The sequence below is a fragment of the Streptomyces cyaneofuscatus genome, assembly GCF_000718135.1.
Lineage (GTDB): Bacteria > Actinomycetota > Actinomycetes > Streptomycetales > Streptomycetaceae > Streptomyces > Streptomyces cyaneofuscatus.
Genome location: NZ_JOEM01000038.1, coordinates 1 through 24,996, shown reverse-complemented (window position 1 = coordinate 24,996; position 24,996 = coordinate 1). Strand labels below are relative to the sequence as shown.

Sequence of the window (24,996 nt, the reverse complement as noted above, 5' to 3'; positions counted from 1 at the left end):
TCCTACGGAAACTCCGCTGCAGCACCAACCGCATCACAGCGATCGTCCAGGCCGTCCTCGTCCTTCATCACGCCTCAGCGTGAGGTTGGAAAAGGCTCAAGGCCAAACTAGTCGTGCACCGGCTAACTGGCGGTGCCGTGCCCACCGAATCATCGGGATCTGCGAGCGACATCGCCCCCACCGAAGAGTCCCATATCCAGGCACTGGAACAGCACGAGCGCCCGTCGAGTGCGGCGCCGCGGGCCTGAAGCCTTTACGTATCTTCCGCAGGCCGGAGGCAGACCCAACCGCATGAAACCAATCGCGAAAAGTCATCCCCGCACTGGAGCGACAAGCCAAAGAAGCTCGGTCTTCACTTTTCATAGGCCTCAGCCTGGAGGGTGAACAGCTCTCGGTAGAAGCCCTGTTCGGCCATGAGAGCCTCATGTGTGCCCGCCTCGATGACACGGCCCCTGCCGAGCACGATGATCTGCTGGGCCAGGCGAACGGTGGAGAAACGGTGGGAGACAAAGAGGGTCACCGCACCGTTGGTGGCGCCGACGACGCTCGAGCCGGCGGCGAACCGTTCGAAAAGGGTGTGCTCCGCAGCGGCGTCCAGTGCGGCTGCCGGCTCGTCAAGGAGCAACAGCAACGGGTCGGTGCGCATTAGCGCGCGGGCGAGCCCCAGAGACTGCCACTGGCCGCCGGAGAGTTCCGAGCCGTCTCCGTAGGCGTGCCCGAGAAGCTGATCGAGACCGTCCGGCAGAGCGGACACCAAAGTGTCTGCCCGCGCCGCCTTCAGGGCTTGCCGGAGTCGGTCGTCGTCCTCCATGAAGTCGAGGCGGCCGATGCCTACGTTCTCTCGCAGGCGCAGTTCGAGCCGTGCGAAGTCCTGGAAGAGGGTGGCGACTCGGGCTTGCCACTGTTCCAAGCGGAGATCCTGAAGGTCGATACCGTCGACCAGAATGCGGCCGGACGTAGGGCGGTATAGGCCGCAGAGAAGCTTGACGAGCGTGCTTTTGCCTGCGCCGTTCTCGCCGACCAGGGCCGCAGTGGTGCCGGCCGGGATGGTCAAGGAGACGTTGTCCAGGATCAGCCGGTCTGTGCCGGGATAGACGAACGAGACGCTCTCCAGACGGATTTCGCCGCGTAGGACCGCCGGGAGCGAAGCCACCCTCGCAGCGGACAGGGTCTCCGGTGCCGCGCTCGAGCGCAGCTGGGCGATGAGTTCTACGATGCGGCCCGCGTTCTGCAGCTTGCCGATTAGCCCCAGCGTGGTTGCGACCTGAGCGCCGACCTGGACCGAGAGGGTGAGGGTGAGAACCATCTGTCCGATGCCGACCTCGCCACTGACCGCCCCCCGCAAAACCAGCCAGATAGCCACGCCGTAGGCGGCAGCGAACCCTATCTGGCCGCCGGCTCGCAGCAGGGCGCCGCGGAACTGCGCTGTGGTCAGGCGATTAGAGACAGCGCGCCACGCTCGCCGTTGCCGCTCCACCACTGCATCCTGGACGCCGAAGAGCCGGATTTCCTTCGCTGACGTGGCCATAGTGCCGAGATCCACCAAGTGGCGGGACAGCTGGAGGTGCGAGGCGGTCGCGTTTCTGGCCTCGTCCACGATTCGCTGGGCTCGGGTGCTGGCCAACACTGCGGGAACGGCCGCTAGGGGCAACAATGCTAGCCAGGGGTTGACGCTCGCCAACACTGCTGCGGTCAGCAGACCCTGCAGTACTGCGCTGCCCAGCAGCAGTGCCGCCTCCAAGGCCGCCCGAACCTGCAGCAGGCGGTCGGTCACCATCGACAGCGTTTCGCTGAACCTGGAATCGTCGTGCACCTCGATACCCGGGCTGCCGTTGACGATGCCCGCAACCTCCTCGGTGAGGGCGAGTTGTTCGAGCTGACCCAATTCGTAGTAGGTGAGGTGGGCGAAGTGCGTCATGGTCAGGTCGAAAACTAGGACTAAGGCGATACCGACGGAAAGGGTGACGGCGCGGGCGGTCCGCCCCGAGAGCGCGGCCTCGGAGAAGGCACCCAGCATTATTGCCGCCATCGGTGCGGACAGGTGGCCCACTGTCAAGAGCACGACAGAGACGACCAGGCGGCGGCGGCTGATGCGCCATCCCAGAGCCAGCAGGTAGGAGGCGGACGTCCAAACACTCCTCATGGGGTAGCTCCCGTCTCTTCCCGCTCGTGCTCGTCGTGGAATCGCTGGGCCTGCAACCGGAATAGCTCCGCGTACCGCCCGTCGGCCTCCATGAGTGACTCGTGGGTGCCCTGCTCCAGCACCCGGCCGTACTCAAGGACCACGATCCGGTCCGCGTGCCTTACGGTCGAGAAGCGGTGCGAGATGATGACGCTGGTGATGCCCTGAGCCCCGGAAGTGGCCAGGAATTCGTCGAAGAACTGCACTTCGCTGCGTACGTCCAACTGCGCGGTCGGTTCGTCTAGGACCAGGACTGTGGCCCCGCCACGGACGGCCAGCAGGGCTCGGGCGAGCGCGATCCGCTGCCACTGACCTCCAGAGAGGTCACGCCCGCCGGGGTAGTTCCGGGAGAGCGGCGTGCGCAGGCCCTCGGGCAGACTCCGCACGATGCCGCTTGCCCCGGCGCTCTCGGCTGCGGCAAGCACAGCCGCATTGTCGTCGAGGAGGTTGGGATTGCCGAGACCAATGTTCTCTCCGGCCGAAAGCCCGTAGCGGAGGTAGTCCTGAAAGATGACGGCGATCCGACGCTGCCAGGCTCCCGGGGCACAGTCGCCCAGGTCGACGCCGTCGACCAGGATCCGGCCCTGGGTGGGTTCGTAGAGCCGGGCCAGCAGTTTCACCAACGTGGTCTTGCCAGCCCCGTTGAGACCGACGATGGCGGTGCACTTACCGGCGGGGATTTCCAGGTCGAGCCCGTCGAGCACTGCCGGAGCACCCTGTTGGTAGGAGAACGAGACCTTTTCGAAGGCGATCAAGTTTTGCGGTGCAGGTGCGGGAGCATCGAGTGCAGACGTCTGGTGGGCTGCGCGACTTGACACCTTTTCCAGCCGTTTCAGTGCATGGAAGGAGTTCATCCCGAACTGGGTCGGCATGTCACATTCCGGAAACGCCACACCGAAGCGCATGGTGATCAAGACCGCCTGGATGCCGATGCCCAGCTCCAACAGGCTGACCCGCCCTTGCGACGTCTGCGACGCCAACAGGCCCAGTATGGTCGATCCACCGAGGAATCCGACGGCCGCCAAGGCGATGAACGGCCAGAACTGCAGGCGTCGGCTCCCCTCCCACAGCGGCTGCAACTCGGCCATGGTCTCTTTGCGGAACCGAGCGCTCAACCACGGCATTAGGTTCAGCATGCGGATTTCCTTGGCCGCCTGGAGTCCGGTCGCTAGCTCTCTCATGTAGCTGGTCCTGCGGCGATGCCGAGTCAGTGACTCCCAGAGCACCGCGTACCGACCCAACGTTCCGCGCACGCCGAATCGGATGGCCAGTGAGGTCGCGGCCGCGACGACAGCGGCAAGCGGGCTGAGCACGTACCCAACGAGCACGACCGCAGTGGCCAGCTGGCTATAGCGGGCAAGCAGCAATGGTAGTGCAGCAGCTGCTTCGCCGGGTGTAGGCATCGCACGGGCGAAGGCAGCCCGCGCGTCGGCGATCAGGTCGATGTGGAACGGGTTCTCCAGGATTTGGAACGGAGCCCGACGTAGCGTCACTTCGAAAAGTCTTTCGATGCAATGCTCGTCAACACGACGGGCAACAGCTTCCGCTACTACCGTTTGAAACGGTGCCAGGAAGTGCTGCAGCGCGAAGGCGCCGACCACCACGAACAGGGTGGTGAAGGCCTTCGCCGGCAGTCCCGAGCGCGCCTCGGCCGGACCCGGCACCTCGCCGAGCAGCACACTCGTGGCGACGACGAACGTGCCAGGGAGAATGCCGAGTACCACGTTCAGCAGCAGTGACCCGACTGCGGCGTGGGTCCCCGCCCGATGCAACAGACGGGTGATCTCGACCCAACGGCCCGTTCGTCCGCGGACGGCAGCGACAACGTCGGCCGACCAGGTCAGCGACGCTGGCACAGGTGTTCTCCTTCGCGAGAGTGGAGGGCGGGTCTTGGGGAGAGAGGAGCGGCGAGTCTCCTGCGGCGGGGGTTTCACTAGGTTGGGCCGACCGGTTCTCCGGCCGCGCCCGCAGGCGGAGAATCCGCCGAGGTGATCAGGTAACGGCTCGGAGCCATAGCGGCCGGGAAGTCCGGCAAGACGGAGACGACGGCCCGGTGCAAGTCCTGCGGGGATACCGACGGGTCGTCACATGTGACGTGCGCCGTGAGGATGGGCCCCTCTTCCCTCTCGGTGACCAACACCTCGGACGGCCACGCCGGGAGCGCCGCAGCGAGCGCCGCACTAATGTCTCCTGGCCGGATCCAGCAGTGGTCCACCAGCAGCCAGTCAGGGCCGCGGGCGGGGGCACCGGTGCCGTGCTTCTCGAGAAGTTCCCGAAGCTCTCGGATCGGTGTGTCCGCTTCGGCCACCCGCACGGCGACGCGTTCGAGACCGCGCAATAGGGCGTCGACGGATGCGCTCGCCAGGAAGGCGGTATCAACCATCGCATATACCGGGTCGCAGTCACGGTCCGACCGGGTGTGGAAGAAGAACTTGGCATCTTGCCGCTCCCACTCACCAACCCAGGACGTCTGGGTCAACGCGGACAGGGCTTCGAGATCCGCTTCTGGCCGCATGTGAGGTTCCCGCCCTCTGGCGATGTCACGGGTGTCGTTGAAGAACACCGAGAGATCCACATGGACGCCCCGCTCGTGGGAGACCGCAGCCGTCACCGCGTCCCGCTCGGTCGGGTCGCACTGGCTGCGCAGCAGGTTGCCCATCGTGACTCGGCCGACCGCGTTTACCAGACGGGCGAAGGTGGCGTCCTTGATCCCGACTGGCACGATGCCGTTGCTGAGGGTGTTGCCCACCAGCCGTTCCAGACCAGGGAAAGCACGGTTGCCGAGTACAGTCTTGAACACTGCGGTTCGCTGGCCGGTGGCGGCCGCGAGCACCAGGGCGACGGTGGCCAGCAGCACAGTCGATGTACTGGCCTTTTCCCGGTCGGCAATACGGCGCAAGGCTTCGGTCAGGGCCGGTGAGCGCATCTCCATCCGACGGTAGCGGTATGGATCGGGCTTGAGCACCGGGCCCGGGAACATTGTCTGCGGGATCGACCGAAGCTGCTTTTCCAGTCGGCGCAGGGCGATCGCCGAGAGTCTCTGGCCGGGCGGGGAGGCCTCGTAAGCGGCACGGTCTAGCGGTTGCGCGGGGGGCTGCCCCGGCAGTTTGTCGGCTGTGGTTCCTGCCAGCAGCGCTGTCAACTCCTCAGCGAGAACCGCTGCCGCACCGGCGTCGGCGAAGACGTGCGAGAGGACCAGCGTGACGTGGGCGGGGAGGCCCTGGACCGAGACGACACAGGGCCGCACCGGCCATTCGTCGGCCAAGCGGAAGGAGCGCCCGAACAGCTCCGCGTGCGATTGCACGGCGACGTCCTCTACCGTGTCCGGGGAGGCTTCCGCAAGTAGGACGTCGATCGATCCTGAGGGCAGGACTTCCTGGAGGGGTGCTCCCGCGGGAGTGAGAATCACCCTACTGCGCAGAGCCTCGTGGCGATGGACTAGGTGCTGCAGACAATCCAGGACTTGGGTAAGCCGGCATCCGGGCGGGACAGGCACGCTCACGGTCATGTTGAAGTAGTGGTCGTTCTCTCCCAGCCATTGAGAGTCATTCCAAAGCAGACGTTGCCCCCACATTAGGGGGCCGGGAACCCGAGCGGTGGCCGAGAATGCGATCGCGGCAGTCGAGCGTGGTGCGATGCCGGTGTACGCGAACGGGTCGCCGTAGCCGGCACCGCCGTCCCAAGTTTCCATCTTTACATGGGCGTTGAACGGTTGTTGCTCACTGTCGCGCATTGCCGGGCGCGGATGGTCCAGGTGCAGCAGCGGTGCGTCACCGTAGCGCCGGAAGTCGCCGCTCCGCTGCAACCTGCGGGTGATGTCCTCATCCTCGCCGCCCCAGCCCTCGAAGCGTTCGTCGAAGCCGCTGACCGCTTCGTACGCGTCGCTGCGTGCCCACAGGGCACCGCCCGGCGGCTCCCGCAGCAGGACTCCACGCAGCACGTCTAGCGGCACGTCGGCGTCTCCGGCTCCGCACCGCCGGGCGATGGCTTCGGCTGTTGACGGGCCGTCTAGGGAGAGGGACTGGTCGCAGCAGACGTGTGCTGTGTGCCCGTTGTCCAGGAACCGCCGGACGTTACGGCGGACGAAGGAGCGGTCAATCAGGATGTCCGCATCCAGGACGCAGGTGTAGACCGACCCGGCGCCTTCGGTGACCACGCCAACGTTGACCGCCCAGGACTTATTGAATCGGCCGTCGTGGGCGGCGAACACATAGGAGTCGACCAGTGGCTCGATCAGTTCTCGCCAGCGAGGGTGGACGTCGGTCTCGACGACGGTGACTTGGACCGAGCCGATAGCGTAGTCCTGGTCACGCAGAGCGATCAGGCAGGCGAGCAGGTTGCGGGCGCGGCCCTCGCCAGTTCGGTCGCGGAAGGGAATCACCACGTGCACTCGGGGGTCGGCCCCGGGTGGTCTCACCCGGGGCCCGGCCAGGGCGTGTACCTCCTTGAGCCCGAGCGGTGCCCTGTCTGGTGTGTGCCGGTCGCCGAGGTGGTGGTCGAGCCAAATCTCCCGGTCACTAGCGGCGACCAGTGCGCCGAGTCGGGCTTGCTCGGCCGGGTGCCGGTGCAGCATCCCCGCCAAGTACCCAGTGAGCAACCGGTGGTGAGCCGGATCGTGCGCCGCGGTTGCGAGTGCCTGGTACGCCCGTGCCCCGGCAACGTCCTTGGCCGAGAATCCGCGCACTACGTCGTCGATCGCTGTGTAGTGGGCGCGGCTCATCTCCCAGTAGCCGGCCGTGGCGGCTGGCACCGCGGGGTCATGGGCGAGCACCGCATAGTCGGCGAGGCGGCGGGCCAAAGCACGTAGAGTAGGCGTGGTTGTGGTCATGACAGGACCCCCGTTGGGCCGAGCAGGGTGCGAAGGTCGTCGGCGGTCAGCCACTGGCTGTTCTGGTCGGAGCAGTAGGAGAACCCGCTCGGTACCGGTACGGCGTCGGCGGGCTGCCGGTAGTCCCAGGCGTCGCCGAGGGTCGGCTGCACGATGTACCGGTTGCCCAGCCGGACCACGCTAGCGGCGTCGTCGGGATGGATCATCTCCTCGTGGAGCTTCTCGCCGGGGCGAAGCCCCACCTCATGCATGAGGGCGTCCGGTACGACCGCCCGCGCCAGGTCGACGATCCGCATGCTGGGTATGCGCGGGACGTACAGCTCACCACCCTGCATCAGGTCCAGGGATTCCACGACGAAGCGGATCGCCTGGTCAAGGCCGAGCCAGAACCGGGTCATCCGCTTGTCCGTGATGGGCAGGGACTTCCCGGCGCGTCCCGTCTCCCGGAAGAACGGGACCACCGATCCCCTGCTCCCGAGGACGTTCCCGTACCGTACGACCGCAAACCGTGCCTCCGCGTCGGCCGTTTGGAGGTTCGCCGCGATGAACAGCTTGTCCGCGACGAGCTTAGTGGCGCCGTACAGGTTGATGGGACGGCACGCCTTGTCGGTGGAGAGGGCCACGACCTTGCGTACACCCGCTTCGATCGCAGCGTCCACCACGTTCTGCGAGCCCAGGACATTGGTCCGGACGAACTCCGAGGGGTTGGACTCCCCGGTGTCCACTTGTTTCAGGGCGGCCGCGTGAACGACGTGGTCGACGCCTCGCATCGCGGAGAGCAGTCTCTCCCGGTCGCGTACGTCGCCGATGACCCACCGCAGCCGGGGGTCGTCATCGAAGTGGCGGCGGGCCTCGTACTGTTTGAGCTCGTCCCGCGAGTAGGCCACGACGCGGGCCGCCCGGTGGTGGTCCAGGACGTGCCCGATGAGCGCCCGGCCGAAAGAACCGGTGGCCCCGGTGACCAGCAGGGTGGATCCCTGGAGTGTCTGCGACATTCTCAACTCCTGTTGTGCTCGTGGTAAGAGGCGTCGAACTGCTCCGCCACGATGTGCGGCAACCCGGAGCGGACCGGGTCCCAGCCCAGTGCGGCCCTGGCATCGGCCGTATCGGCCACCAGGTGGGGGGTGTCCCTCTCGTCGGCCGACCGATATCGCACCGGCACGTTCCTGCCGGCGTACCGCCCAACCTCGTCCAGCACCTCGGCCACGCTCGCGGGGGTGGCGCCGACGTTGTAGACGCTGTGAGTTCCCGGCACCGTACGGACGAGGGAGGCGGCCACCGCGGCGGTGACGTCACGGACGTGGACGAAGTCCCTCACGGCGCTGCCGTCCCCGTTGACGGTCAGGGCCGGCGAGTGTCCGCTCGCGGCAGCCACTGCCCGGGGAATCAGGGTGACCGGGCTGGGCGCGGAGCCGTAGGGTGTGCGACCGGCGGCATTGAACAGACGCAGGCTGATCGCCCCGATGCGACCGCCGGCGGCTGTGGCACCGATGGCCTTCTCGGCGGCCAGCTTGGCGGCGCCGTAGGGGCTCCGGGGTTTGGCCATGTCTGTGGTGCGCAGGGGGCTGCCGGTGCCCCGCCCATACACCGCAGAGCTGGAAAGGTTGAGCAACACCAGAGAAGTACCGCGGCGTTTGGCCTCGGTCTCCATCGCGGCCAGCAGATGGGTGGTTCCCCCGGTGATAACCTGCCGCTGCAGTTCGGCCGCGTGTTCGGAGGTCTGGCGCACCGTCGTATCGGCAGCGAGGTGGCACACCGCCTCGACGTCCCGGACCGCTTCCGTCAGACCCGCCGGCCGGAGTAAGTCCCCCGCACGTACCCGGACGGCCGAAGGCCACCACCGCCTGGTGCGGTGTTGGAGCGCGGTCACCGCGAACCCCTCCGTAACCAGGCGGTGCACCACTGTCTGCCCGAGATAGCCGGACGCCCCAGTGATCAATACGCGCATGCCTTCCTCCGTAGGAGCTTCGTGACCATGGCCCTCGACAGCAGCACGCTCGTTGCCCCGGGCTCTGCCCGTGGGCTGCGGATCGGCCTGCGAGCTGATGCGTCGCCGCGCATCGGCGGGGGGCACGTGATGCGCTGCCTCGCCCTTTCCGACGAGCTGCGCCGACGCGGCGCCGAGGTGTTCCTGCTTGGCCGGGCTGCGAGTCCGGCCTGGCTCCGCGAGTACGTGGACGACCAGAGGATCCCGGTGTTGCCGGGACCCGAAGATCCAGCTGAACTGGCCGGCGTCGCAATGGAGATGGCCCTCGACGCGGTGGTCCTGGACTCGCACACGCTGGCCCCGGAGTGCTCCTCGGCCCTTCGGTCGGCCGGGATCGTGGTGGCCGCCTTGATCGACGGGGCCACCCGGGCACAGGAGGCCGACCTGTACGTCGATCAGTCCCCGGGCGGAGGCGAAATCGGAACCATTCTTCCTGCAGGAGCCCGTCGGCTCGGCGGGTACCGCCACGCCCTGATCCGCGACGCCGTGCTCGCCGCCGGGCGCCGAGCGGAACGGACCGTCGTCAACCCCTCCGAACCCCCGCAAGTGTTGTGCTTTTTCGGTGCCACCGATCCCTATGGCGGAGTCCCCGTTGCGGTTCGGGCGCTGCTCGCGACCGGCGCGCCACTGCGGATGACGGCCGTGGCCACCGGTTCTGAACCGGCCCGTGCGATCAAGGCGTTGCCGACTGGAACGGCCCAACAAGTCCACGTGGTCGAACCCGTCGCACACCTGCCGGAACTCGCCCGCACCTCGGATCTTGTCGTTACGGCGGCGGGCAGTTCCGTATTCGACCTGCTGTGCATCGGCTGCGCCGTCGCCGTGGTGACAGTGACCGTGTCCCAGCAGCCGCTTTACGAGGCGGTACTCGGCGACGCCCTGGTCGCCGGGCTGGGAAGTCTCGAAGTGCTGCGTGCTACCGACGGAGCCGGGGGCGACGGTGTCGCACAGCTGCGCCGACTGCTCACTAGTCCGGCGGAGCGTGCCGAATTCGCTCGGCGGGGGGCAGAGGCGGTGGACGGACAGGGGTGCGCCCGAGTTGCCGAGGCCCTGATCGCTCTCATCGAGGGTCGACGGCGCTGATCCTCCGGTTCTGGCGCGGAAGTGCGGCTTCGAAGGGGTCACGGGGCTATGCCACGTTCCTGCCGCCCGGGGAGGGACCGGTGGTCGACCTTCCCGTTGCCCGTCAGGGGCATGGCGGCCAGGCGCACCCACTGCTTCGGCACCATGGCGGCGGGCAGCGCCGCGGACAGATGGTTCCGCAGGTCGTCGATCTGCGGTTCGCCGGGCGCCACGTAGTGGGCGACGAGTTCCGGACGTCCACCGGCATCGGCGGCCACCGAGACCGCGCAGCTCTCCACCTCCGGGTGCCGGCTCAGCGCCGCTTCGACCTCGCCGAGTTCGATCCGGACACCCCCCACCTTGACCTGTCGGTCGGTGCGCCCGAGGTAGTGCACGCCGTCCTGGTCGATGCGCGCGAGGTCCCCGGTGCGGTACAGGCGGCCGGTCGGCGATCCGGGATCGAGTGTGTCGCGATGGAAGGCGACGTTCGTGGCCGCAGTGTCGCCCACGTATCCGTGACCAACCGGCACCCCGCCGACGAATAATTCTCCCGCCCGGCCGGGTTCGGCCGCGTCCCAGGTGCCGGTGTCGGGGTCGTACACCAGAACGTACAGGACAGCGTTGGCGATGGGCTGCCCGACGGGCAGCCGGTTGCGTCGTAGATCGGCCGTGGTGAGTACGTGGTGGGTTACATCGTCGGAGCACTCGGTGGGCCCATAGGCGTTCATCAACTGGGCGTGGGGCAGGACGGTGAGGATGCGTTCGGCGAGGCTCGGCACCAGCTCCTCGCCAGTGGAGATGAGCCAACGTAACGCGGGCAGGGAGGTTTGCTCAGTGTTCCGGCTGGCTTCCTGGGCGAGGACGGTGGCGAGGCTGGGAACCACCTCCGCGACGGTAACCTCCGTCCGCTCCAGGGCGCGGAAGATCCGTCGCGGGAATAGCATGACCTCGGCTGGGAAGACCACCACTCGCCCCCCCACCAACAGGGGGGCCAGCATCTGCCAGACGGAGATGTCGAAGACCAGGGGTGCGGTGAAGGCCACGCTGTCGTCGGCAGTCAGCCCTAGGTCGTGGACCTTGGCCCAGAGGTGGTTCATCATGCCGGTCTGGTCGACCACCGCGCCCTTGGGGCGTCCGGTGCTGCCGGAGGTGAAGATGATGTATCGCGGCTCGCCCACCCCCGCTCCGGGCACCGTCGTCCGGTCGGCGCCTGGGTCCTGGGCGCGTACTGCTAGTCGGCTCCCCTGGGCGTCCCGCCCGTACTCGACGACGTAGCGGCTTCCGCCTTGCCGGAGGACGTCCGCGACCCGGGCGGCGGGCCAGGCCGGATCGACCGGCAGGTAGAGCGCGTCGAGGTCTTCCAGCGCGATGAACAGGGCCGCGGTGTCCGAGCTCCGGTCGCCGATGCAGGCGACGACGTCTCCCACTCCGCACCCCCGGTCGGTCAGCAAGGCGCGTATCTCCAGGATCCGCCGGAAGAACGGGCCGTACGCGATGGTGTCGTCGCCCTCGACGAAGGCCACCCGCTCCGGCTGCTCCTCAGCCCACCTCCTCACCGTGTCGAAGAGCCGCCCGGCCGTGTCCACGGGGACCGGGTTGGACCGGTGCCGCTGGACCGCCCGCTGGCGGGCGCCGGGAGCCAGCGCCAGGGGCCGCAACGCTTCCGGCGGGTGGGGAGCGGTGCTTTTCGGGGGGTGGATCCGGTCGGTGTCGTGGAAGAAGTCAGGGACGTCGACGGTGAGCCCGCGCTTCACCGCATGCCGGTGGACGAAGTACCCCAGTGCAAGGTCGAGGACGCCGAGGCCGAAGGGGGAAAACACCACCGTGCGGTTGTCCGGGACCTCGATCCGTCCGGTGAGGACGTCGTACAGGGTCCCGTGCAGGAAGCTGCGGTCCCCGATTCGCTGTTCGGCGAGATGGACCGAGGTGTTCGCCTGCAGGACGTGCTCGATGTCGTCGACAATGTTGATGCTGTCGAGGACGATGTCCGGGGCCAAATCGCGTAGTGAGACGTTGAGGACGAGCGGATGGTGCGCGAACCACGCGGTCTCGTGGAGGTAGGGCTCCGCCGCGGTGGTGGCGAGCACCACGAGGTCGGAGCCCCTGATGAGCTGTTCGGCCGTGTCGTGGACGGTGACGTGGGGGTGGGTGGCGCGGAGTTGGGCGGCTCGGGCCTCGGCGTACGATCGCTCCAGGTCGTGCACCCCAATCTCGGCGAATCTCGTTTCTGACGCGGTGAGGTATTCGTGGAGGTAGCGGGCGATCAGCCCCGCGCCGATGAAGCCGATGCGAGTCGGCTTCTTTCCGCGGCGGCTCAGGATGCGTGCCGCGACAGCTGCGGAGGCGGCGGTGCGTACGGCGCTGATGATGGAGCTTTCCAAGCAGGCGAACGGGTACCCGGTATCGGCGTCGTTGAGGATCAGGACGGCGGAGGCGCGCGGAATGCCCGAGTCGAGGTTGCCGGGGAAGCTGGATATCCACTTGAGCCCGTTGACCGGCTCCTCCCCGCGCAAGGCGGCGGGGAGCGCGATGATGCGGTCGCGCGGGCGGTCGGCGAAGCGCAGGAAGTAGGAAGGTGGATTGGTGGTTCCGCCCTCGCCGTGCAGACGGTAGGTCTGCTCGACGAGGTCCATGATCTCCTCGTGCCGCCCGTCCACGACCGCGTGGACGGTGGCTCCGGAGACGATGCCGAACCTGGGGAGGGGCCGTTGAGATTCCATGGGCGATCGTGTTCTCTCCGTGCTGGGCGGTGAAGGGCGGGTCATCGGGCGCCGGGATGGTTGGCGGCCAGCCAGGTGTCGTCGTAGACGGTGTCGACGTAGCGCTCCCCAAGGTCCGGCGCGATGGCCACCGCGGTCAGCTCCTGGTGGGGGTCGTTGTGGCGCAGCCAGTCCAGAGCGCCTCGGACGACGGTGCCGGAGGAGCCGCCGAGGAGGAGACCGCTCTTGGCGAGCGTGCGGCACATGCGTACGGTGTCCTCCTCCTCGACCATTTGCACTGCGGCGTACAGGGACGGTTCGACCAGCGGCATCCGCTGGCTTGCGCCGAGACCGGGTATCCGACGCACGCCTGGGAGGCCACCGAAGCTGATGGAGCCCACTGCGTCCACGGCGACGACCCGGACGCCGGCGTCGTGGTCCTTGAAGTACCGCGCGCACCCGGTGGCGGTGCCACCGGTGCCGGTCCCCACAAACAGCAGGTCGAGACCGGGAAAGTGCTTCGCGATGACGGGGGCGGTCGACTCGTAGTGGGCCAGCCAATTGGCCGGGTTGGAGTACTGGTCGAGCCAGAGGTAGCGCGCGTCGGCCGCGCACATCTGCCGTACGCGCTCCTTGCGGGCTGCCAGGAAGCCACCGTCGGGTTCGGCCCGGTCCACGACCACCACTTCGGCGCCGAGCGCCTTCATCAAGCCCAGGTTGAGCGTGGTGCACTGTGGATCGGTCACGCAGACGAAGCGCAGCCCGATGCTGGCGCCCACCATGGCGAGCGCGACGCCCAGGTTCCCCGACGACGATTCGACCAGCACGGAGTCGGGTCGCAGGTTCCCGTCGAGCCGTGCCTGTTCGACGAGTCGGCGGGCGGTGCGGAGCTTGACGGAACCGGCGAAATTGAAGCCCTCGCACTTGACGTGGAGGTTGAGACCTAGGATTTCTCGCAGGTCGACGTATATCCCGGAGTCGAGTAGTTCGTGCGGGCGGGAAACGGAGATCATGATCGGTCCTCCCGGCCGCTCACCGGTCTCGCTGACGTTCCATCAGCATCAGCTGCGCCGTGGCGTCGAGTAGCCGGCTGTTGTTAATCATGATGGGAGCGGATGAGAGATCGCGGATGATGCGCGCGACGGAGTAGGGGCCCTCCTCGGAGTAGCCCGCCATGCCGCACACCCGCAGGCTCAGGTGGGCGATCTCCAGCGCACTCTCGGACGCGGCCACCTTCAGCGCGTTGGTGCGAACGCTCTGGCCCGCGGTGGGTTGCGCACCCTCGTCCAGCACCTCTTGGGTGCGTACGGTCATGTCGGCGAGCAGGGCTTCGAGGGAGGCGAGGCGCCAGCGAGCCTCGCCGAGCGCCGACCGCGCGGCGTCCCCACCGGGGTGGCTGACCGACCGTCGACGGGACACCTTGACGGCCCTGTTGACGGCTTCGCCGGCCAGCCCGAGCCAGACGGCGGCCCACAGGGTATGGGTGAGCGGCACCATAGTGGCACCGGCGATGTCCGCGAACAGGCCTCCGAGGATCTGCTCCTGGGGGACGGTCCCGGTGAGCCGAAATCCGGGGCTGCTGGTCCCCCTCATCCCGAGGGGGGCCCAGGTGCCCCGCTGCTCCAGGGTTGCCTGATCCCGCCGCACGGCGACGAGGACTTGATCGTTTGCCGCTGCCTCGGGGGTCCGACGGACGGTCACCTGGAAGAGGTCCGCCGCCGCCCCGTAGGACACGGTAGTGGCGTCCTTCACCAGGGTCGCCGTCCCGCTGCCGTCCGTAGAGGGGACGAGGGCCGCCGCGCTGGTGCGGATGTCCCCGCCGCCGGCGGGTTCACTGGTCACGGACGCGATCAGCCACTGCCGGGCCACGGCGGTCCGCGCCAGTTCGACGAGTTCGGGAACGTCGCCGTGGTGCCGACACAGGCAGGCCAGCTGTCCTTGATGCATGGCCCACACCATGGCGGTCGAGCCGCAGCTGCGGGCGATCTTCCCGGCGACAGCCGCAAGTTCTCGAACGCTCAGCCCCGGGCCTCCGAGGTCGCGCGGGGCGACGGCCGCCAGCAGGTTTCGCTCTCGCAAAGTCGCAATCGCCTCCATAGGCATGCGGGCCCCCGCGTCGACGTCTCGCGCATGCTGGGCAGCTGCGTGAGTGACGGCATCGACGGAACTTGCCAGTCGCTCGCTTCGCGAGGACTCCGCATCCTCCAGCGCGACAATCGCGGCACACATACGTCTACTTCCCTTGGGTTTCCGAGGTCTCTCTTGAACCGGCGATGCGTTCCGCTCTCAGGGCCGGAACTGATGGTTCCTCACAGGAGGGTGCGGACCGCCGCGGCGATCGCGGCAGCCGTGGAGAAGACCTCCCGAGTCAGTAACTCATCGGGGAACTCCACGTCGTACTGCTCCTCCACGGCAACGACTACGGAAACACTGGACAGGGAATCCATTCCAGCTCTCCACAAGTCCGTATCTGCGGACAGCGGCTGCTCTGCAGTGATGTCGGGAACGTGAGCCTGAATCAGGCTGACGATCATCTCGGGCGTGATCGTGTCTATAGGTGCGAGCATCGATTGCTCGTCCTCCTTGTGAAAATCCCCGCCAGTCGAACGAGATCAGCTTACGAACTTGGAAAACCTGTCATCAGGCTCACGCGGCTTCGTCGCGTACTTGCCCCTGAAACAGGAGGGTGCGCAGCTTCTCTTTGATGGCTAGATGTAATCGACCTGTCAGCAGAGCGATCGATGCGCCGCCAACATAACCACCTCCCCCGATCCATGTCTAGACCATCTGATGACAGGGTCTGATCGCGTTTCCTGGCGTTCCAGATTGATGGTTATGCCTGGGAGTGCTGGCTCTGGTCCTGTCGCGATGGAGACCTTGCGTAATCTCGCCATTGGTTGGCCGAAAACTCTCGGCGCTGCCGGCATCTTCAGGAGTGAAGGGGCGATCGGGGAGGCTGGTTCCGTGACCAGGGCCTTTGAGTGAACGTTGCTGTGATAGCACTCCTAGGCACTCGAGTGGACTTACGTCCGCCCTTGTGACCTGCATCACAAAGGCCTTGACGAAGGCTATTTTCTTGCCCAGGATTATTGGTCTGGACCAGGCTCAACCTTCCGGGTCGCGTCTCATTCTCGGCGACGAATGTCTAATTCGGCTCGTTATGGATTGCTTGGCAACATTGGCAAGGCTTTGAGTTGGGGGGGATGGGTTGGCCATTCTGCGGTGCAACCCGAGCGTTCCGTGTGTGACCAGGGGTGAAGCTCACAGGGGCGCGCTCGCGCCGACTCGATGATCCCCTCGCGTGAGAGGCTGCTTGACCTCTCAACTGCGGGCGAGTGGGGCGGTTTCATGGGGAGATAACTACAGCTGTTGAAGCCGTAGCCGGAGTGCGCACGCGGTGTCCGAGCCGAGGGGCTGTTTCACATTTCACGCGAGAGGGCTACACGGCATGCATGTATCTGAATCCCCGCAGCTACGTCCTGAAATTGAACTTCTTCTGCTATTGGCAGATCTCGACATCGATGAAAGTCGGGTCGCTGCCTGCCGTGCGCGGCTCGCAGACTATGGTCGAGAGTTTGATTGGGGCTTCTTTGTCGACCAGGCGGCGCGCCAGCGCCTTCTGCCTCTGGTTGGCCGGAACATCATCCATCACGGGCTGCATCGCGCTGCTCGGGGGCCCTCCTTGATCCCGTACCCCGGGCTGTACATCTTTACCTATCACGGAAACAAGAGCCGAAACGTGTCCCTGGTGGACGAATTCGGGAAGGCCCTGATCGCGCTCAACGATTCCGGACTCCGCTACGCAATCCGGAAGGGCCCAGTTCTCGGAGAGCGAATCTATGGGGACATGGGGTTGCGACCGATGGGCGACCTGGATGTTATGGTCGAGAAAGGTGATACGGCAGCCGCCGGCGCGGTCCTCCGTGACCTCGGCTACGTTCAAGGCAAGTTGGCACTGGATGGTCAGCGTATCGAGCCATTTAGTCGAGGCACCAGAACCTTCTGGCGCCTCAGCATGCCAGTTGAACTCCCTTACCAGAAGATGTGTGGGCGCGATGGAATTGATACTTTCGTCGTTGACATTTGCACCAACATTTTCCAGACCCGACGCGACGGTGCTCAGTTCACCAATGGGCTTCTGGAGCGCCGCATCGGGGGGCCCCTCTGCGGGGAGCAAAGCTTCACCCTGGCTCCGGAGGACGAGTTCCTCGACCTTTGCGCGAACCTTCACATGAAGGCGACCGCATTGTATTACGTCACCGAGGGTGGCGACCTTGACGTCCTGAAGTTTCTGGACATCGCGTTGGTCTGCCGTCGCATCAGCGAGGCCGACAAATGGCCTGCCGTTCGGCAGCGCGCCAAGGATCTTGGCGTAGTAGAGAGTGTGTACTACGCCATGCATCACGCAGCACTGCTGTATCCGGATGCAGTGCCGACGGCAGAGCTCTCGGCTCTGCGCCCGGACGACTGTGGGTACTTGGACGAGTACGGAGCCATTGAGGGAGAGCCGCAGCGCTGGAGTCGTCCCTTCCTGCAGCGTCTGTTTGACCCTCGCCGAACAGACGAGGTAAAGGCAAGCAGTCCCACACCTCGGGATTGAGAGAGGTAATCACCCCGGGGCGGTACTCGTAACAGCGCAGATCTTCGCCTGGCGGTGTTCGACTTTCGAACCAGAGGGCCCCTCGACATAGAGCTCTTTGGCGACCGTAACGGCCGCATGCCAGATATTCATTAGGAGTATGTCTGTATGGCAGTCACCGTTCCGAGCACTTCCGAACCGGGCTCGGAACCACCTCATATGGTTCCGGGGGAGAAGTCTTGAAATTCAGTCTGTTCTACTTCGCGCACGCGGGGCAATCGTCGGCGGCCGACTACGAGCTGCTTCTTCGGGGGGCCCAATTCGCGGACCAGGCCGGCCTGGACGCCGTCTGGATGCCGGAGCGGCACTTCCACGAGTTCGGCGGGCAGTACCCCAACCCCGCGGTCACGGCGGCAGCTCTCGCCGCGGTGACCTCGAAGGTGGGGCTGCGGGCAGGCAGTCTGGTTGCACCCTTACACGACCCGGTCCGGGTCGCTGAGGAGTGGGCGGTGGTCGACCGGATCTCGGGTGGCCGGGCCGGGGTCTCGTTCGCCTCCGGCTGGCGCGAGCAGGACTTCGTCCTTGCTCAACGCCCATACCGGGAAAGGCGGGAGGCCACTGAGCGGACCCTCGAGGAGGTGCGGACCCTGTGGTCCGGCGGGGCGGTTACCCGGACCGACCGGTCGGGAGCGGCCGTGCAGGTCCGCACCTTCCCCCGCCCGGTACAGGCTGAACTTCCGGTCTGGCTGACCAGTGCTGGACGGCCAGAGACGTTCCGGACCGCCGGTGGCCTCGGTGCCAACGTCCTGACCCACCTTCTGGGCCAGGACTTGGAGCGCCTGCGCGCCAACATCGCCACCTACCGAGATGGTTACCGGCCACACGCTAACTCCACCCGGGGCGGCACTGTCACCGTCATGCTGCACACCTTCCTCGCCGCCGACCCGATGGAGGCGCGGCGCCGGTGCGCCGGTCCGATCCAGGAGTACCTGCGTGGGTCGATGGACCTGTGGGCGACCGGCAGTTCGGGAGAAGGCGCTGACCTAAGTCAACTCTCAAACGACGACCTGGACTTCGTCGTGGAACGGGCGGCGGATCGGCTGATGGACCAGGCCGCGGCGATCGGGACGGTGGCCGACGTCCAAGGTCTGCTGGATGGTCTGGCCGAGTGCGGAGTGGACGAGATCGCCTGCCTGGTCGACTTCGGGGTCGAGGAGAGGGCAGTGCTGGACGCGCTGCCGCTGATCGCCGACCTGGTGCGCCGTGCCGACACCGTCCGCTCCGGGGTGAGCGCGTGACCGGTCCCGAGGTCTCGCGTCCGAAGCGGTACTGTTTTGTCTTCACCGGAGCCGCCGATTTCCACGACGAGCGGCTGGCGGCTTTGGCCTGGAGCGTGCCGGCGATCGGCGACAGTCTGCGCCGTGGCGCCGACCTGCTCGAAGGGCTTGGTCGGCCCACAGCGGCCGACGGCATTCGCAGAGCCGTGGCCGGTCGGCGGACAGACTTCCGAGAACTGGACGGCATCTGGGGCTTGCGCCTCTTCCTCGACCTGGGCTTCTCACGCCACCTCCAGGAGTCCGGGGTCACCCCCGGTGCTGTGATCGGCACCTGTGTCGGAGAACTGGCCGCCGCCGTCTTAGCGGAGCTGCTCACCGAGGATGAAGCGCTGCATATCGCCCTGCTTCAGGCCGATGCTCTGGTCACCGGCGCGGACGGAGCCATGGTCGCCGCCGTCGCGGACCGTGGTCAATACCTTCGAGTGTTAGCAGAGACCGGCCTGCGCCCAGCCGCCGAAAACAGCGACCGACACTTCGCGCTGACGGGCAGTCACCAGGCTGTACGGCAGGCTCAGTCGATGTTCGAGCAGTCCGGGGACGTCTGCAGGCTGCTCGACGTGGAGGTCGCAGGCCACCGCTCGATCGAACCGCCTCACTGGGCCGAGCTCCGTGAGCTGGCTGAGGTGCTACCCGAACGGAGGCCGACTATCCCGGTCGTCTCCAGCGTCACCGGCGAGCCGCTGACCAGCGGCGTGCCGAAGGGACACTGGGTCAGGCACCTCCAGCAGCCTATCCTGTTTGCTGCGGCAGCCCGTCGGCTGATCGATGAGATCCCTGACTATTCATGGCACTTTGTGCAGTTTGGCCCGGGACGGTCTGTTTCCCGCTTCCTGGAGGCACTGCCGGATGTCGAGGCCGCCTGCACGGCCACCCAGCCGCTGGCCACCGGGACGGTGGAGGAGCAGCTGGAGGCGCTTCGTCGGGCCGTCGCCGAGCTGGCCCCGATGTTGAGCGTCCGGGGAGACACCGAGGGCACCGAGGTCGTTAGGGGTGCACTGTGAGCGTCTCGATAGTGCTCGCCGGAGGCCCAGGGGTGGGGAAGTCAATGGCCACCATCGGACTCTGTGCGGCTGCCGCGGCCCGTGGCAGCCGGGTCACCCCCTTCAAGGCCGTGCTGGTCACGGACGATCCGCACGCGAGCGGGATGGAGGGACACCTCCTTGCCGCCGGGCTGTCCCGGGACTCGAGGGTCGGGCCGGTCGTTGTCCGACGCTCCGCTTTCGACCGGGGCGAGGCGGAACTATTGGGCCATCGCCTCGGGACGGTCCGCCTACACGGGAGTGATTCCGCCGACCTCACCAGCCTCCCCAGCGTGGCGTATCAGCACGCCCACGACGCTGTACTGAACGCACTTCACGCACTCGTGGCGACCTTTGAGCACGTGGTGATCGAGGGTGCCGGTGGTATCGGCGACGCCGACCCGGCCGCCGACCTTCCGAATGTTCTCGCGCCCCGTGCCGTTGACGCTACCGCCTACATCCTCGCCAGATGCCCCGGCCACTACCCCGAGGAGCGGATCGGTGCCCTGGAAAGCACCTGGTTCGCGGCCGCCGGCACCCAGGTGGCCGGTCACGTACTGACCGGCTGCCCCGGCTCCTGCGACGCGGTGGAGCAGGCGTACGGGCAGCCCCTGCTCGGGCATGTCCCGCTGCTGGACCGAATCGTCCCTGGGCTGCCGCAGCGGATCACCGTGGAGACTGCGCAAAGCTACCTGTCAGCCTGCGAGAGTGCCATCCGGCACCACGCCCCGGAGCTGCTCGCAGCTGCGGTCCCCGCATCAGATGGCCGATCATGACCAGGATCCTTCTCGCGCACCTCAGCGACACTCACCTGCGGGTAAACGAAACCGACCACCGAGCGGAGCACGGGCTGGCCACTGCGCTCGACCGGCTCGGCCGGTTCGGCACCCCGGTGACGGCCGTCATTATCACCGGCGACCTCACACACGACGGCAGCCCGCACCAGTACCGGCAGTTCGAGCGGCTGCTGGACCGGGCGCAAGTACCGGTCCTCCTGGTAAAGGGCAACCACGACCGGGACGAGGGCATCAGGGCTGCTGCCCTCCACCCGAGGGCAGTCGGACCTGCGGCTCCGGAAGGCGCCTTCCAATATGTGGCGAACCTCGGAGGCCTCCGGGTGGTGGTGTGCGATACCACTGTCCCGGGTGAACACTGGGGTCTGCTCGACGGCGAGCGGCTGGCGTGGCTCTGCGAGACGTTGGCCGCCGAGCCCGGTCGGCCCACCGTGGTGGCGATGCACCACCCGCCGATTGAGGTGGGCATCCCGTACCTTGACGAGATCGGCTTGCTCAACCGGGCCAAGGTGGCAGAGGTGATCGCTGCTGCACCCCAGGTGCTCGGGGTCCTGGCAGGTCACGTGCACCGGACCGTATCAGGACGGATTGGCACAGCCCAGGTGGTCACCGCCCCGAGCACCTACCGCGCTTGCGCGTTCCGGCTCTCGCCCGGGTACGGCGCCTATACCACGGAGCCACCGGGGTTCGCGGTTCACTCCGTCGACCTTGCGGGCGAGACCGGTGTCGTCTCCCATCTGCTGCCGCTGGAAGAGGGGGACCGGTCCGAGTGGACCCGTTCCGCAGCTCCCCGCAGGTCCTGACCATAGTTCCCGCCGCAGCCGGTACCACCCCGACCGTCCAGCCGTTCGTGTACATCCATCGAGAGAAGAGAGGCCCCATCAAGTGTCCGCGCCCGTAGCTGAGATCAGTCCCCTGGAGACCTTGCTCGCCCGCATCCTTGGTGAGGTTCTCCAACAGCCTCCGCTGGGCGTGGACGAGGACTTCTTCGCCCACGGCGGGGACTCCATTCTCGCGATGCAGGCTGCGGCCGCGATCAGCGATGAGCTGGCCGCCGATCTGCCGCTGCATGTCTTGTTCGAGGCGCCGACCCCAAGGGAGTTGGTAGGGCTGGTGGTTCGTGCCTCCGACTCGCCAAGTCACCGGGCCCGGCCCATCGTGCGGGCCACCCCCGGGGCTTCCGTGCCGGTCTCGTACCAGCAGGAGCAGCTCTGGCTGAGCGAACAGATCGACCCGCAGAGCACCAGGGCCTACGTGCTCTCTTTCGACTTGGAGCACCGCGGACCAGTCGACCCAGGCCGTCTGCAGGCTGCCTGGCGTAGCCTGCAAGACTGGCACACCGCGTTGCGCCTGCGCTTTACAGAGGAGGACGAGCGGCTGCTGCAAGCCGCTGGGCCGGTGACAGAGCTGGCCGTGGTTGACCACCAGGTGGCCACCGGCGACGCTGACGCGGTGGTGCTGGCTTCGCACGCCCGACTGTCGGCCGCCATCGGCGGCATGACGGAGGGGCCGCTGCTTCTCGCAGAGGCCGTCCGGGTCGGGGACGAGGTGACCCGGATAGTGGTCAGCGCACACCACGCGATCCTCGACGCGTTTTCGGTCCGAGTCGCGGTTACCGACCTCATCCGGCTCTACGAAGGGCCGGGCGACGCTGAATCCGAGCATACGGACTACCGTGAGTACGCGGCCTGGCAGCGCTCGGAGTGGTCGATCGAGGACCACCGGGTGGCCGACGCCGCTGACGCGCTTCGACCGCTTGCTCCTCCGGCCGCGCTGCCGGCCGGCGAGGGGGCGCCAGCCCTGCGCTCGTACAGAGGTGAGACGGTCAGCTGCCCGGTGGGTGCAGGACTGAGCGCAGCGGTGAGGGCGGCGGCGGAGGAACATGGGGCCACGCCTTTCATGGTTCTGCTCGCTGCTGCCGCGCGTGTACTCGGCGACTACTCGGGCCAGCGGCGACTCACACTCGGCGTCCCGTGCGCCAACCGGCTGGAGCCGGGTAGCGGTCCGAAGGGAGTCGGCTTCCACGCCAACGTGGCGCCGGTCAGCGTCGAACTGCGTGGGGGTGACACCGGAGCCGAGCTGATCGAGCAAGTGCGGCGGGCGACCTTAGACGCTTACCGCCGCGAGAGCGTCCCGTTCCTCCTGCTCGCCAACCGACTGCGGGCAGAGCGGGGCCACCGGACGAACCCGGTCCACCAGTTTTTGGTCGGCCACCACCACAGGTTCGGCGCGGTCAACACCGCGAGCGGGAATTGGGTGCTCCGGCGGCTCGACTCCGCCCACGCCTTCCTGGACCTCCAGCTCGAGTTCGAGGAGACCGGTGGCGAGTTCGCCGCCGTCTGGCGGTTCGACCCTTCGGCAGTGGACGGCGAGGCTGTACGGAGGATGGCGAAGGACCTCGGTCTGGTGCTACGTACGCTGACCGAGGAGCCTGCCCGGGTACTCGCCGCTTCAGCCCGCTCGGCGACCCCGGCCATACTGGTCGGCGAGCCGGCGGGTGGAGGGGCGGACGGTGCGGCCGACGACGTGCTGACCGCGGTGGTCCGGCAAGCGGCCGTGCGTCCGGGAGCGGTCGCCGTCAGTTGCGGGCGGGGAAGCATCGACTTCGCCACCGTGGCCGCTCTGGTCGCCATCGGTGCCGAAGCCCTCACCGCGGCCGGGGTGGTCGAGGGGGATCGGGTCGGCATCCTGCTAGAGCGAACGGAGCAGCTGCCCGTCGCTCTGCTCGCGGTCTGGCAGGCGGGCGCTGTGTGCGTCCCGCTCGGAGCGGACCAACCCGACGCCCGGCTAGCCACGATGCGGCAGGTCGCCGGGGTCCGCGCCGTCTTGGTGGACGAGCGGACCAGTGCCCGGGCGGAGTCCTGGGGAATACCAGGCGTGCGGCTCGACCGGGTCCAGCCGTCGACCGGGCCAACGGAGGCCTTTCGTCAACCACGGGGCGGCGCCTATGTAATGTTCACCTCCGGCACCACCGGCGAGCCCAAAGCGGTACTGGTTGGCCACCGGGCCTTGGCCTCTCGGCTTTCCGCACTGGCCGCGCGCCTTGGGGTCGACGCGTCCGACACCTTGGTTGCGACCAGCCCGGTCACCTTTGACATCTCACTGCTCGAACTGCTTCTGCCCTTGTGTGTAGGCGGGCGCGTCGACGTCGCCCCCGTTTTGCCGAACGGGATCGACGAGGTTCTGGACCGGATCCGGAGCACATCAGCGACCATGCTCCAGAGCACGCCGTTCGGTTGGGAGTGCCTGCTGGAGACCGGGTGGTCGCCCGAGCCGCCGCTGCGCGTGCTGGTCGGCGGAGACGCCCTTCCGCCCGCACTCGCGGCCCGGCTGGTCGCCACAGGCTGTGAGGTCACCAACTTGTACGGGCCGTCCGAGGCGACCATCTGGGCCACCACATCGACGCTGGCCGCCCGGTCGGCGAACGACGGCGAGCCCCGGGTGAGGGTGGGGCAGCCCCTGGCGGGTAGCACGGTGCGGGTCCTGGACGAGGAGCTCTCGGTGGTTCCGCAGGGCGTCCTCGGCCAGGTGTGGATCGGCGGAGAAGGGCTCGCCACCGGGTTCCTGAACGCTGATGGTCCGATCATCCCGCTGGCGGGAGCACCGACTGTTGGCTACCCGACCGGTGACCTAGGGCGGATCACGCCCGACGAGCAGCTCGAGATCCACGGCAGGCTGGACGACCAGCTGAAGGTCCGCGGCTACCGGGTAGAGCCGGCCGAACTCGAAGCCATTCTGGTGCGGCACCCGCAGGTGGAGGCGGCCGCGGTTACGGCGGTGACCGGTGAGGGGGGTGTACGGCTGCACGCCTATTACCGGCCAGCGCTGGAGGCGGCTCCAGAGGCGGCCCGGCTACGAGAGCATATGGCGGCTTCGCTGCCCGCTTTCCTGGTGCCCTCGCTGTTCCGGCCGCTGGACCGGATCCCGGTGACTAGACACGGGAAGGTCGACCGGCGTGCGCTTCGGGCCCTGGAAGATGGGTCGGCCAACCTGTCGGCGCCAGTCGCCTGGAGCCCGCAGGAGGAGCTGGTCGCGGCCCTGTGGGCCGAGGTTCTGGGCAGCAGGCCAGCTGACCGGCAAGCGAACTTCTTCGCGTCGGGCGGGTCCTCCTTGCACGCGATCCGTTTGGTGAACCGGCTTAACTCGCGGACTGCGGGCGGTCTGACGGTCCGGACGTTCTTCGACAACCCGACCGTGGCCGGAGCCACGACACTGCTGGGCAGTGACTTCGACGGCCCCCTCATTGCAACCTCCCCCAGCGATACCACCAACGACGCCACCGGTCCAACGGCCGGCCTGGCCCGTGCCTGGAGCGCGAGCCGTCGCACTGAAGGAGTCACTCGATGACGGAGTTCGAGTTTCCGCTTTCGGTGGAGCAGGAGGGTTTGTGGTTTGTTGAGGAATTGGGGAGTGGGGTTGCGCCGTATGGTGTGCCGTTTGTCTTGAGGCTTTCCGGTGCTGTGGATGTGGGTGTGTTGCTGGGTGCTCTCCGGGTGGTGGCGGGGCGTC

General features: G+C 67.2%; 16 protein-coding genes and 1 pseudogene. 8 read left to right on the top strand and 9 right to left on the bottom strand.

All coding sequences use genetic code 11. The features are described 5' to 3' along the window. Positions 1 to 352: 352 nt before the first annotated feature. From IF17_RS0135180 to IF17_RS0135160, 5 genes are all read right to left on the bottom strand, one after another. Positions 353 to 2,143 (bottom strand): ABC transporter ATP-binding protein, encoded by a 1,791-nt coding sequence (locus tag IF17_RS0135180; RefSeq protein ID WP_030575157.1) that lies wholly within the window; start codon positions 2,141 to 2,143, stop codon positions 353 to 355. After that, complete coding sequence (locus IF17_RS0135175; RefSeq protein ID WP_244890582.1) at positions 2,140 to 4,038, bottom strand: ABC transporter ATP-binding protein; 1,899 nt, start codon at positions 4,036 to 4,038, stop codon at positions 2,140 to 2,142. Before IF17_RS0135175 ends, IF17_RS0135180 begins: the two co-directional genes overlap by 4 nt. A 77-nt stretch (positions 4,039 to 4,115) precedes the next feature. Beyond that, positions 4,116 to 7,010, bottom strand: a complete 2,895-nt coding sequence (locus IF17_RS1000000137280) for a condensation domain-containing protein (RefSeq protein WP_078616160.1) — start codon at positions 7,008 to 7,010, stop codon at positions 4,116 to 4,118. After that, a complete protein-coding gene (gene pseB, locus IF17_RS0135165) occupies positions 7,007 to 8,005 on the bottom strand; it encodes a UDP-N-acetylglucosamine 4,6-dehydratase (inverting) (RefSeq protein WP_030575150.1) in 999 nt (332 codons plus the stop codon). The genes IF17_RS1000000137280 and pseB overlap by 4 nt, the downstream gene beginning before the upstream one ends. A 2-nt stretch (positions 8,006 to 8,007) precedes the next feature. Beyond that, entirely contained in the window at positions 8,008 to 8,958 is a 951-nt protein-coding gene (locus IF17_RS0135160; protein ID WP_051884217.1) for an NAD-dependent epimerase/dehydratase family protein, read from the bottom strand. 27 nt (positions 8,959 to 8,985) lie between these two features. On the opposite strand from IF17_RS0135160, the gene IF17_RS0135155 reads away from it, so the two are divergent. Continuing rightward, positions 8,986 to 10,080, top strand: coding sequence for a PseG/SpsG family protein (locus tag IF17_RS0135155; protein ID WP_051884216.1), 1,095 nt, complete (start codon positions 8,986 to 8,988; stop codon positions 10,078 to 10,080). Positions 10,081 to 10,118: 38 nt separating this feature from the next. Here the strand turns inward: IF17_RS0135155 and sbnB are convergent, their stop codons facing one another. The 4 genes from sbnB to IF17_RS0135130 all read right to left on the bottom strand — a co-directional run bounded on the left by sbnB (position 10,119) and on the right by IF17_RS0135130 (position 15,325). Continuing rightward, complete coding sequence (sbnB, locus tag IF17_RS1000000140475) at positions 10,119 to 12,779, bottom strand: 2,3-diaminopropionate biosynthesis protein SbnB (RefSeq protein ID WP_078616159.1); 2,661 nt, start codon at positions 12,777 to 12,779, stop codon at positions 10,119 to 10,121. Between the two features lie 41 nt (positions 12,780 to 12,820). Next, positions 12,821 to 13,771, bottom strand: a complete 951-nt coding sequence (gene sbnA, locus IF17_RS0135140) for a 2,3-diaminopropionate biosynthesis protein SbnA (protein WP_030575142.1) — start codon at positions 13,769 to 13,771, stop codon at positions 12,821 to 12,823. Between the two features lie 19 nt (positions 13,772 to 13,790). Then, positions 13,791 to 14,987, bottom strand: a complete 1,197-nt coding sequence (locus IF17_RS0135135; protein WP_030575140.1) for an acyl-CoA dehydrogenase family protein — start codon at positions 14,985 to 14,987, stop codon at positions 13,791 to 13,793. An 80-nt stretch (positions 14,988 to 15,067) separates the two neighbouring features. Further along, a complete protein-coding gene (locus IF17_RS0135130) occupies positions 15,068 to 15,325 on the bottom strand; it encodes a phosphopantetheine-binding protein (protein WP_051884215.1) in 258 nt (85 codons plus the stop codon). A gap of 881 nt (positions 15,326 to 16,206) precedes the next feature. Here IF17_RS0135130 and IF17_RS0135125 point away from each other — a divergent pair. The 7 genes and pseudogenes from IF17_RS0135125 (at position 16,207) to IF17_RS0135100 (ending at position 24,834) form a co-directional block, all read left to right on the top strand. Continuing rightward, on the top strand, positions 16,207 to 17,358 hold the full coding sequence (locus IF17_RS0135125; RefSeq protein WP_030575136.1) for a nucleotidyltransferase domain-containing protein: 1,152 nt from the start codon (positions 16,207 to 16,209) through the stop codon (positions 17,356 to 17,358). A gap of 218 nt (positions 17,359 to 17,576) precedes the next feature. Then, the gene (locus IF17_RS0135120) at positions 17,577 to 18,635 is read left to right on the top strand and encodes a MupA/Atu3671 family FMN-dependent luciferase-like monooxygenase (RefSeq protein WP_030575134.1); all 1,059 of its coding nucleotides are present in this window, start codon (positions 17,577 to 17,579) and stop codon (positions 18,633 to 18,635) included. Then, the gene (locus tag IF17_RS0135115) at positions 18,632 to 19,675 is read left to right on the top strand and encodes an acyltransferase domain-containing protein (RefSeq protein WP_030575132.1); all 1,044 of its coding nucleotides are present in this window, start codon (positions 18,632 to 18,634) and stop codon (positions 19,673 to 19,675) included. The genes IF17_RS0135120 and IF17_RS0135115 overlap by 4 nt, the downstream gene beginning before the upstream one ends. Then, positions 19,672 to 19,773: pseudogene (locus tag IF17_RS1000000140470) on the top strand (hypothetical protein); the annotation flags it as partial. The gene IF17_RS0135115 and the pseudogene IF17_RS1000000140470, both read left to right, overlap by 4 nt. Before the next feature lie 213 nt (positions 19,774 to 19,986). Next, entirely contained in the window at positions 19,987 to 20,469 is a 483-nt protein-coding gene (locus IF17_RS1000000139145) for a hypothetical protein (protein WP_157851201.1), read from the top strand. Further along, positions 20,466 to 21,290 carry a phosphodiesterase gene (locus tag IF17_RS0135105; RefSeq protein WP_051884213.1) on the top strand — a complete coding sequence of 275 codons (825 nt, stop codon included), beginning with the start codon at positions 20,466 to 20,468 and terminating at the stop codon, positions 21,288 to 21,290. The genes IF17_RS1000000139145 and IF17_RS0135105 overlap by 4 nt, the downstream gene beginning before the upstream one ends. 121 nt (positions 21,291 to 21,411) lie before the next feature. Next, positions 21,412 to 24,834, top strand: a complete 3,423-nt coding sequence (locus IF17_RS0135100; protein ID WP_157851200.1) for a non-ribosomal peptide synthetase — start codon at positions 21,412 to 21,414, stop codon at positions 24,832 to 24,834. Positions 24,835 to 24,996: the final 162 nt, after the last annotated feature.

Bases quoted from the DNA above. Each gene is read 5' to 3' on its own strand.
- IF17_RS0135180 (WP_030575157.1), bottom strand. From the start codon at position 2,143: ATGAGGAGTGTTTGGACGTCCGCCTCCTACCTGCTGGCTCTGGGATGG.
- IF17_RS1000000137280 (WP_078616160.1), bottom strand. From the start codon at position 7,010: ATGACCACAACCACGCCTACTCTACGTGCTTTGGCCCGCCGCCTCGCC.
- pseB (WP_030575150.1), bottom strand. From the start codon at position 8,005: ATGTCGCAGACACTCCAGGGATCCACCCTGCTGGTCACCGGGGCCACC.
- IF17_RS0135160 (WP_051884217.1), bottom strand. From the start codon at position 8,958: ATGCGCGTATTGATCACTGGGGCGTCCGGCTATCTCGGGCAGACAGTG.
- IF17_RS0135155 (WP_051884216.1), top strand. From the start codon at position 8,986: ATGGCCCTCGACAGCAGCACGCTCGTTGCCCCGGGCTCTGCCCGTGGG.
- sbnB (WP_078616159.1), bottom strand. From the start codon at position 12,779: ATGGAATCTCAACGGCCCCTCCCCAGGTTCGGCATCGTCTCCGGAGCC.
- sbnA (WP_030575142.1), bottom strand. From the start codon at position 13,771: ATGATCTCCGTTTCCCGCCCGCACGAACTACTCGACTCCGGGATATAC.
- IF17_RS0135135 (WP_030575140.1), bottom strand. From the start codon at position 14,987: ATGTGTGCCGCGATTGTCGCGCTGGAGGATGCGGAGTCCTCGCGAAGC.
- IF17_RS0135130 (WP_051884215.1), bottom strand. From the start codon at position 15,325: ATGCTCGCACCTATAGACACGATCACGCCCGAGATGATCGTCAGCCTG.
- IF17_RS0135125 (WP_030575136.1), top strand. From the start codon at position 16,207: ATGCATGTATCTGAATCCCCGCAGCTACGTCCTGAAATTGAACTTCTT.
- IF17_RS0135105 (WP_051884213.1), top strand. From the start codon at position 20,466: ATGACCAGGATCCTTCTCGCGCACCTCAGCGACACTCACCTGCGGGTA.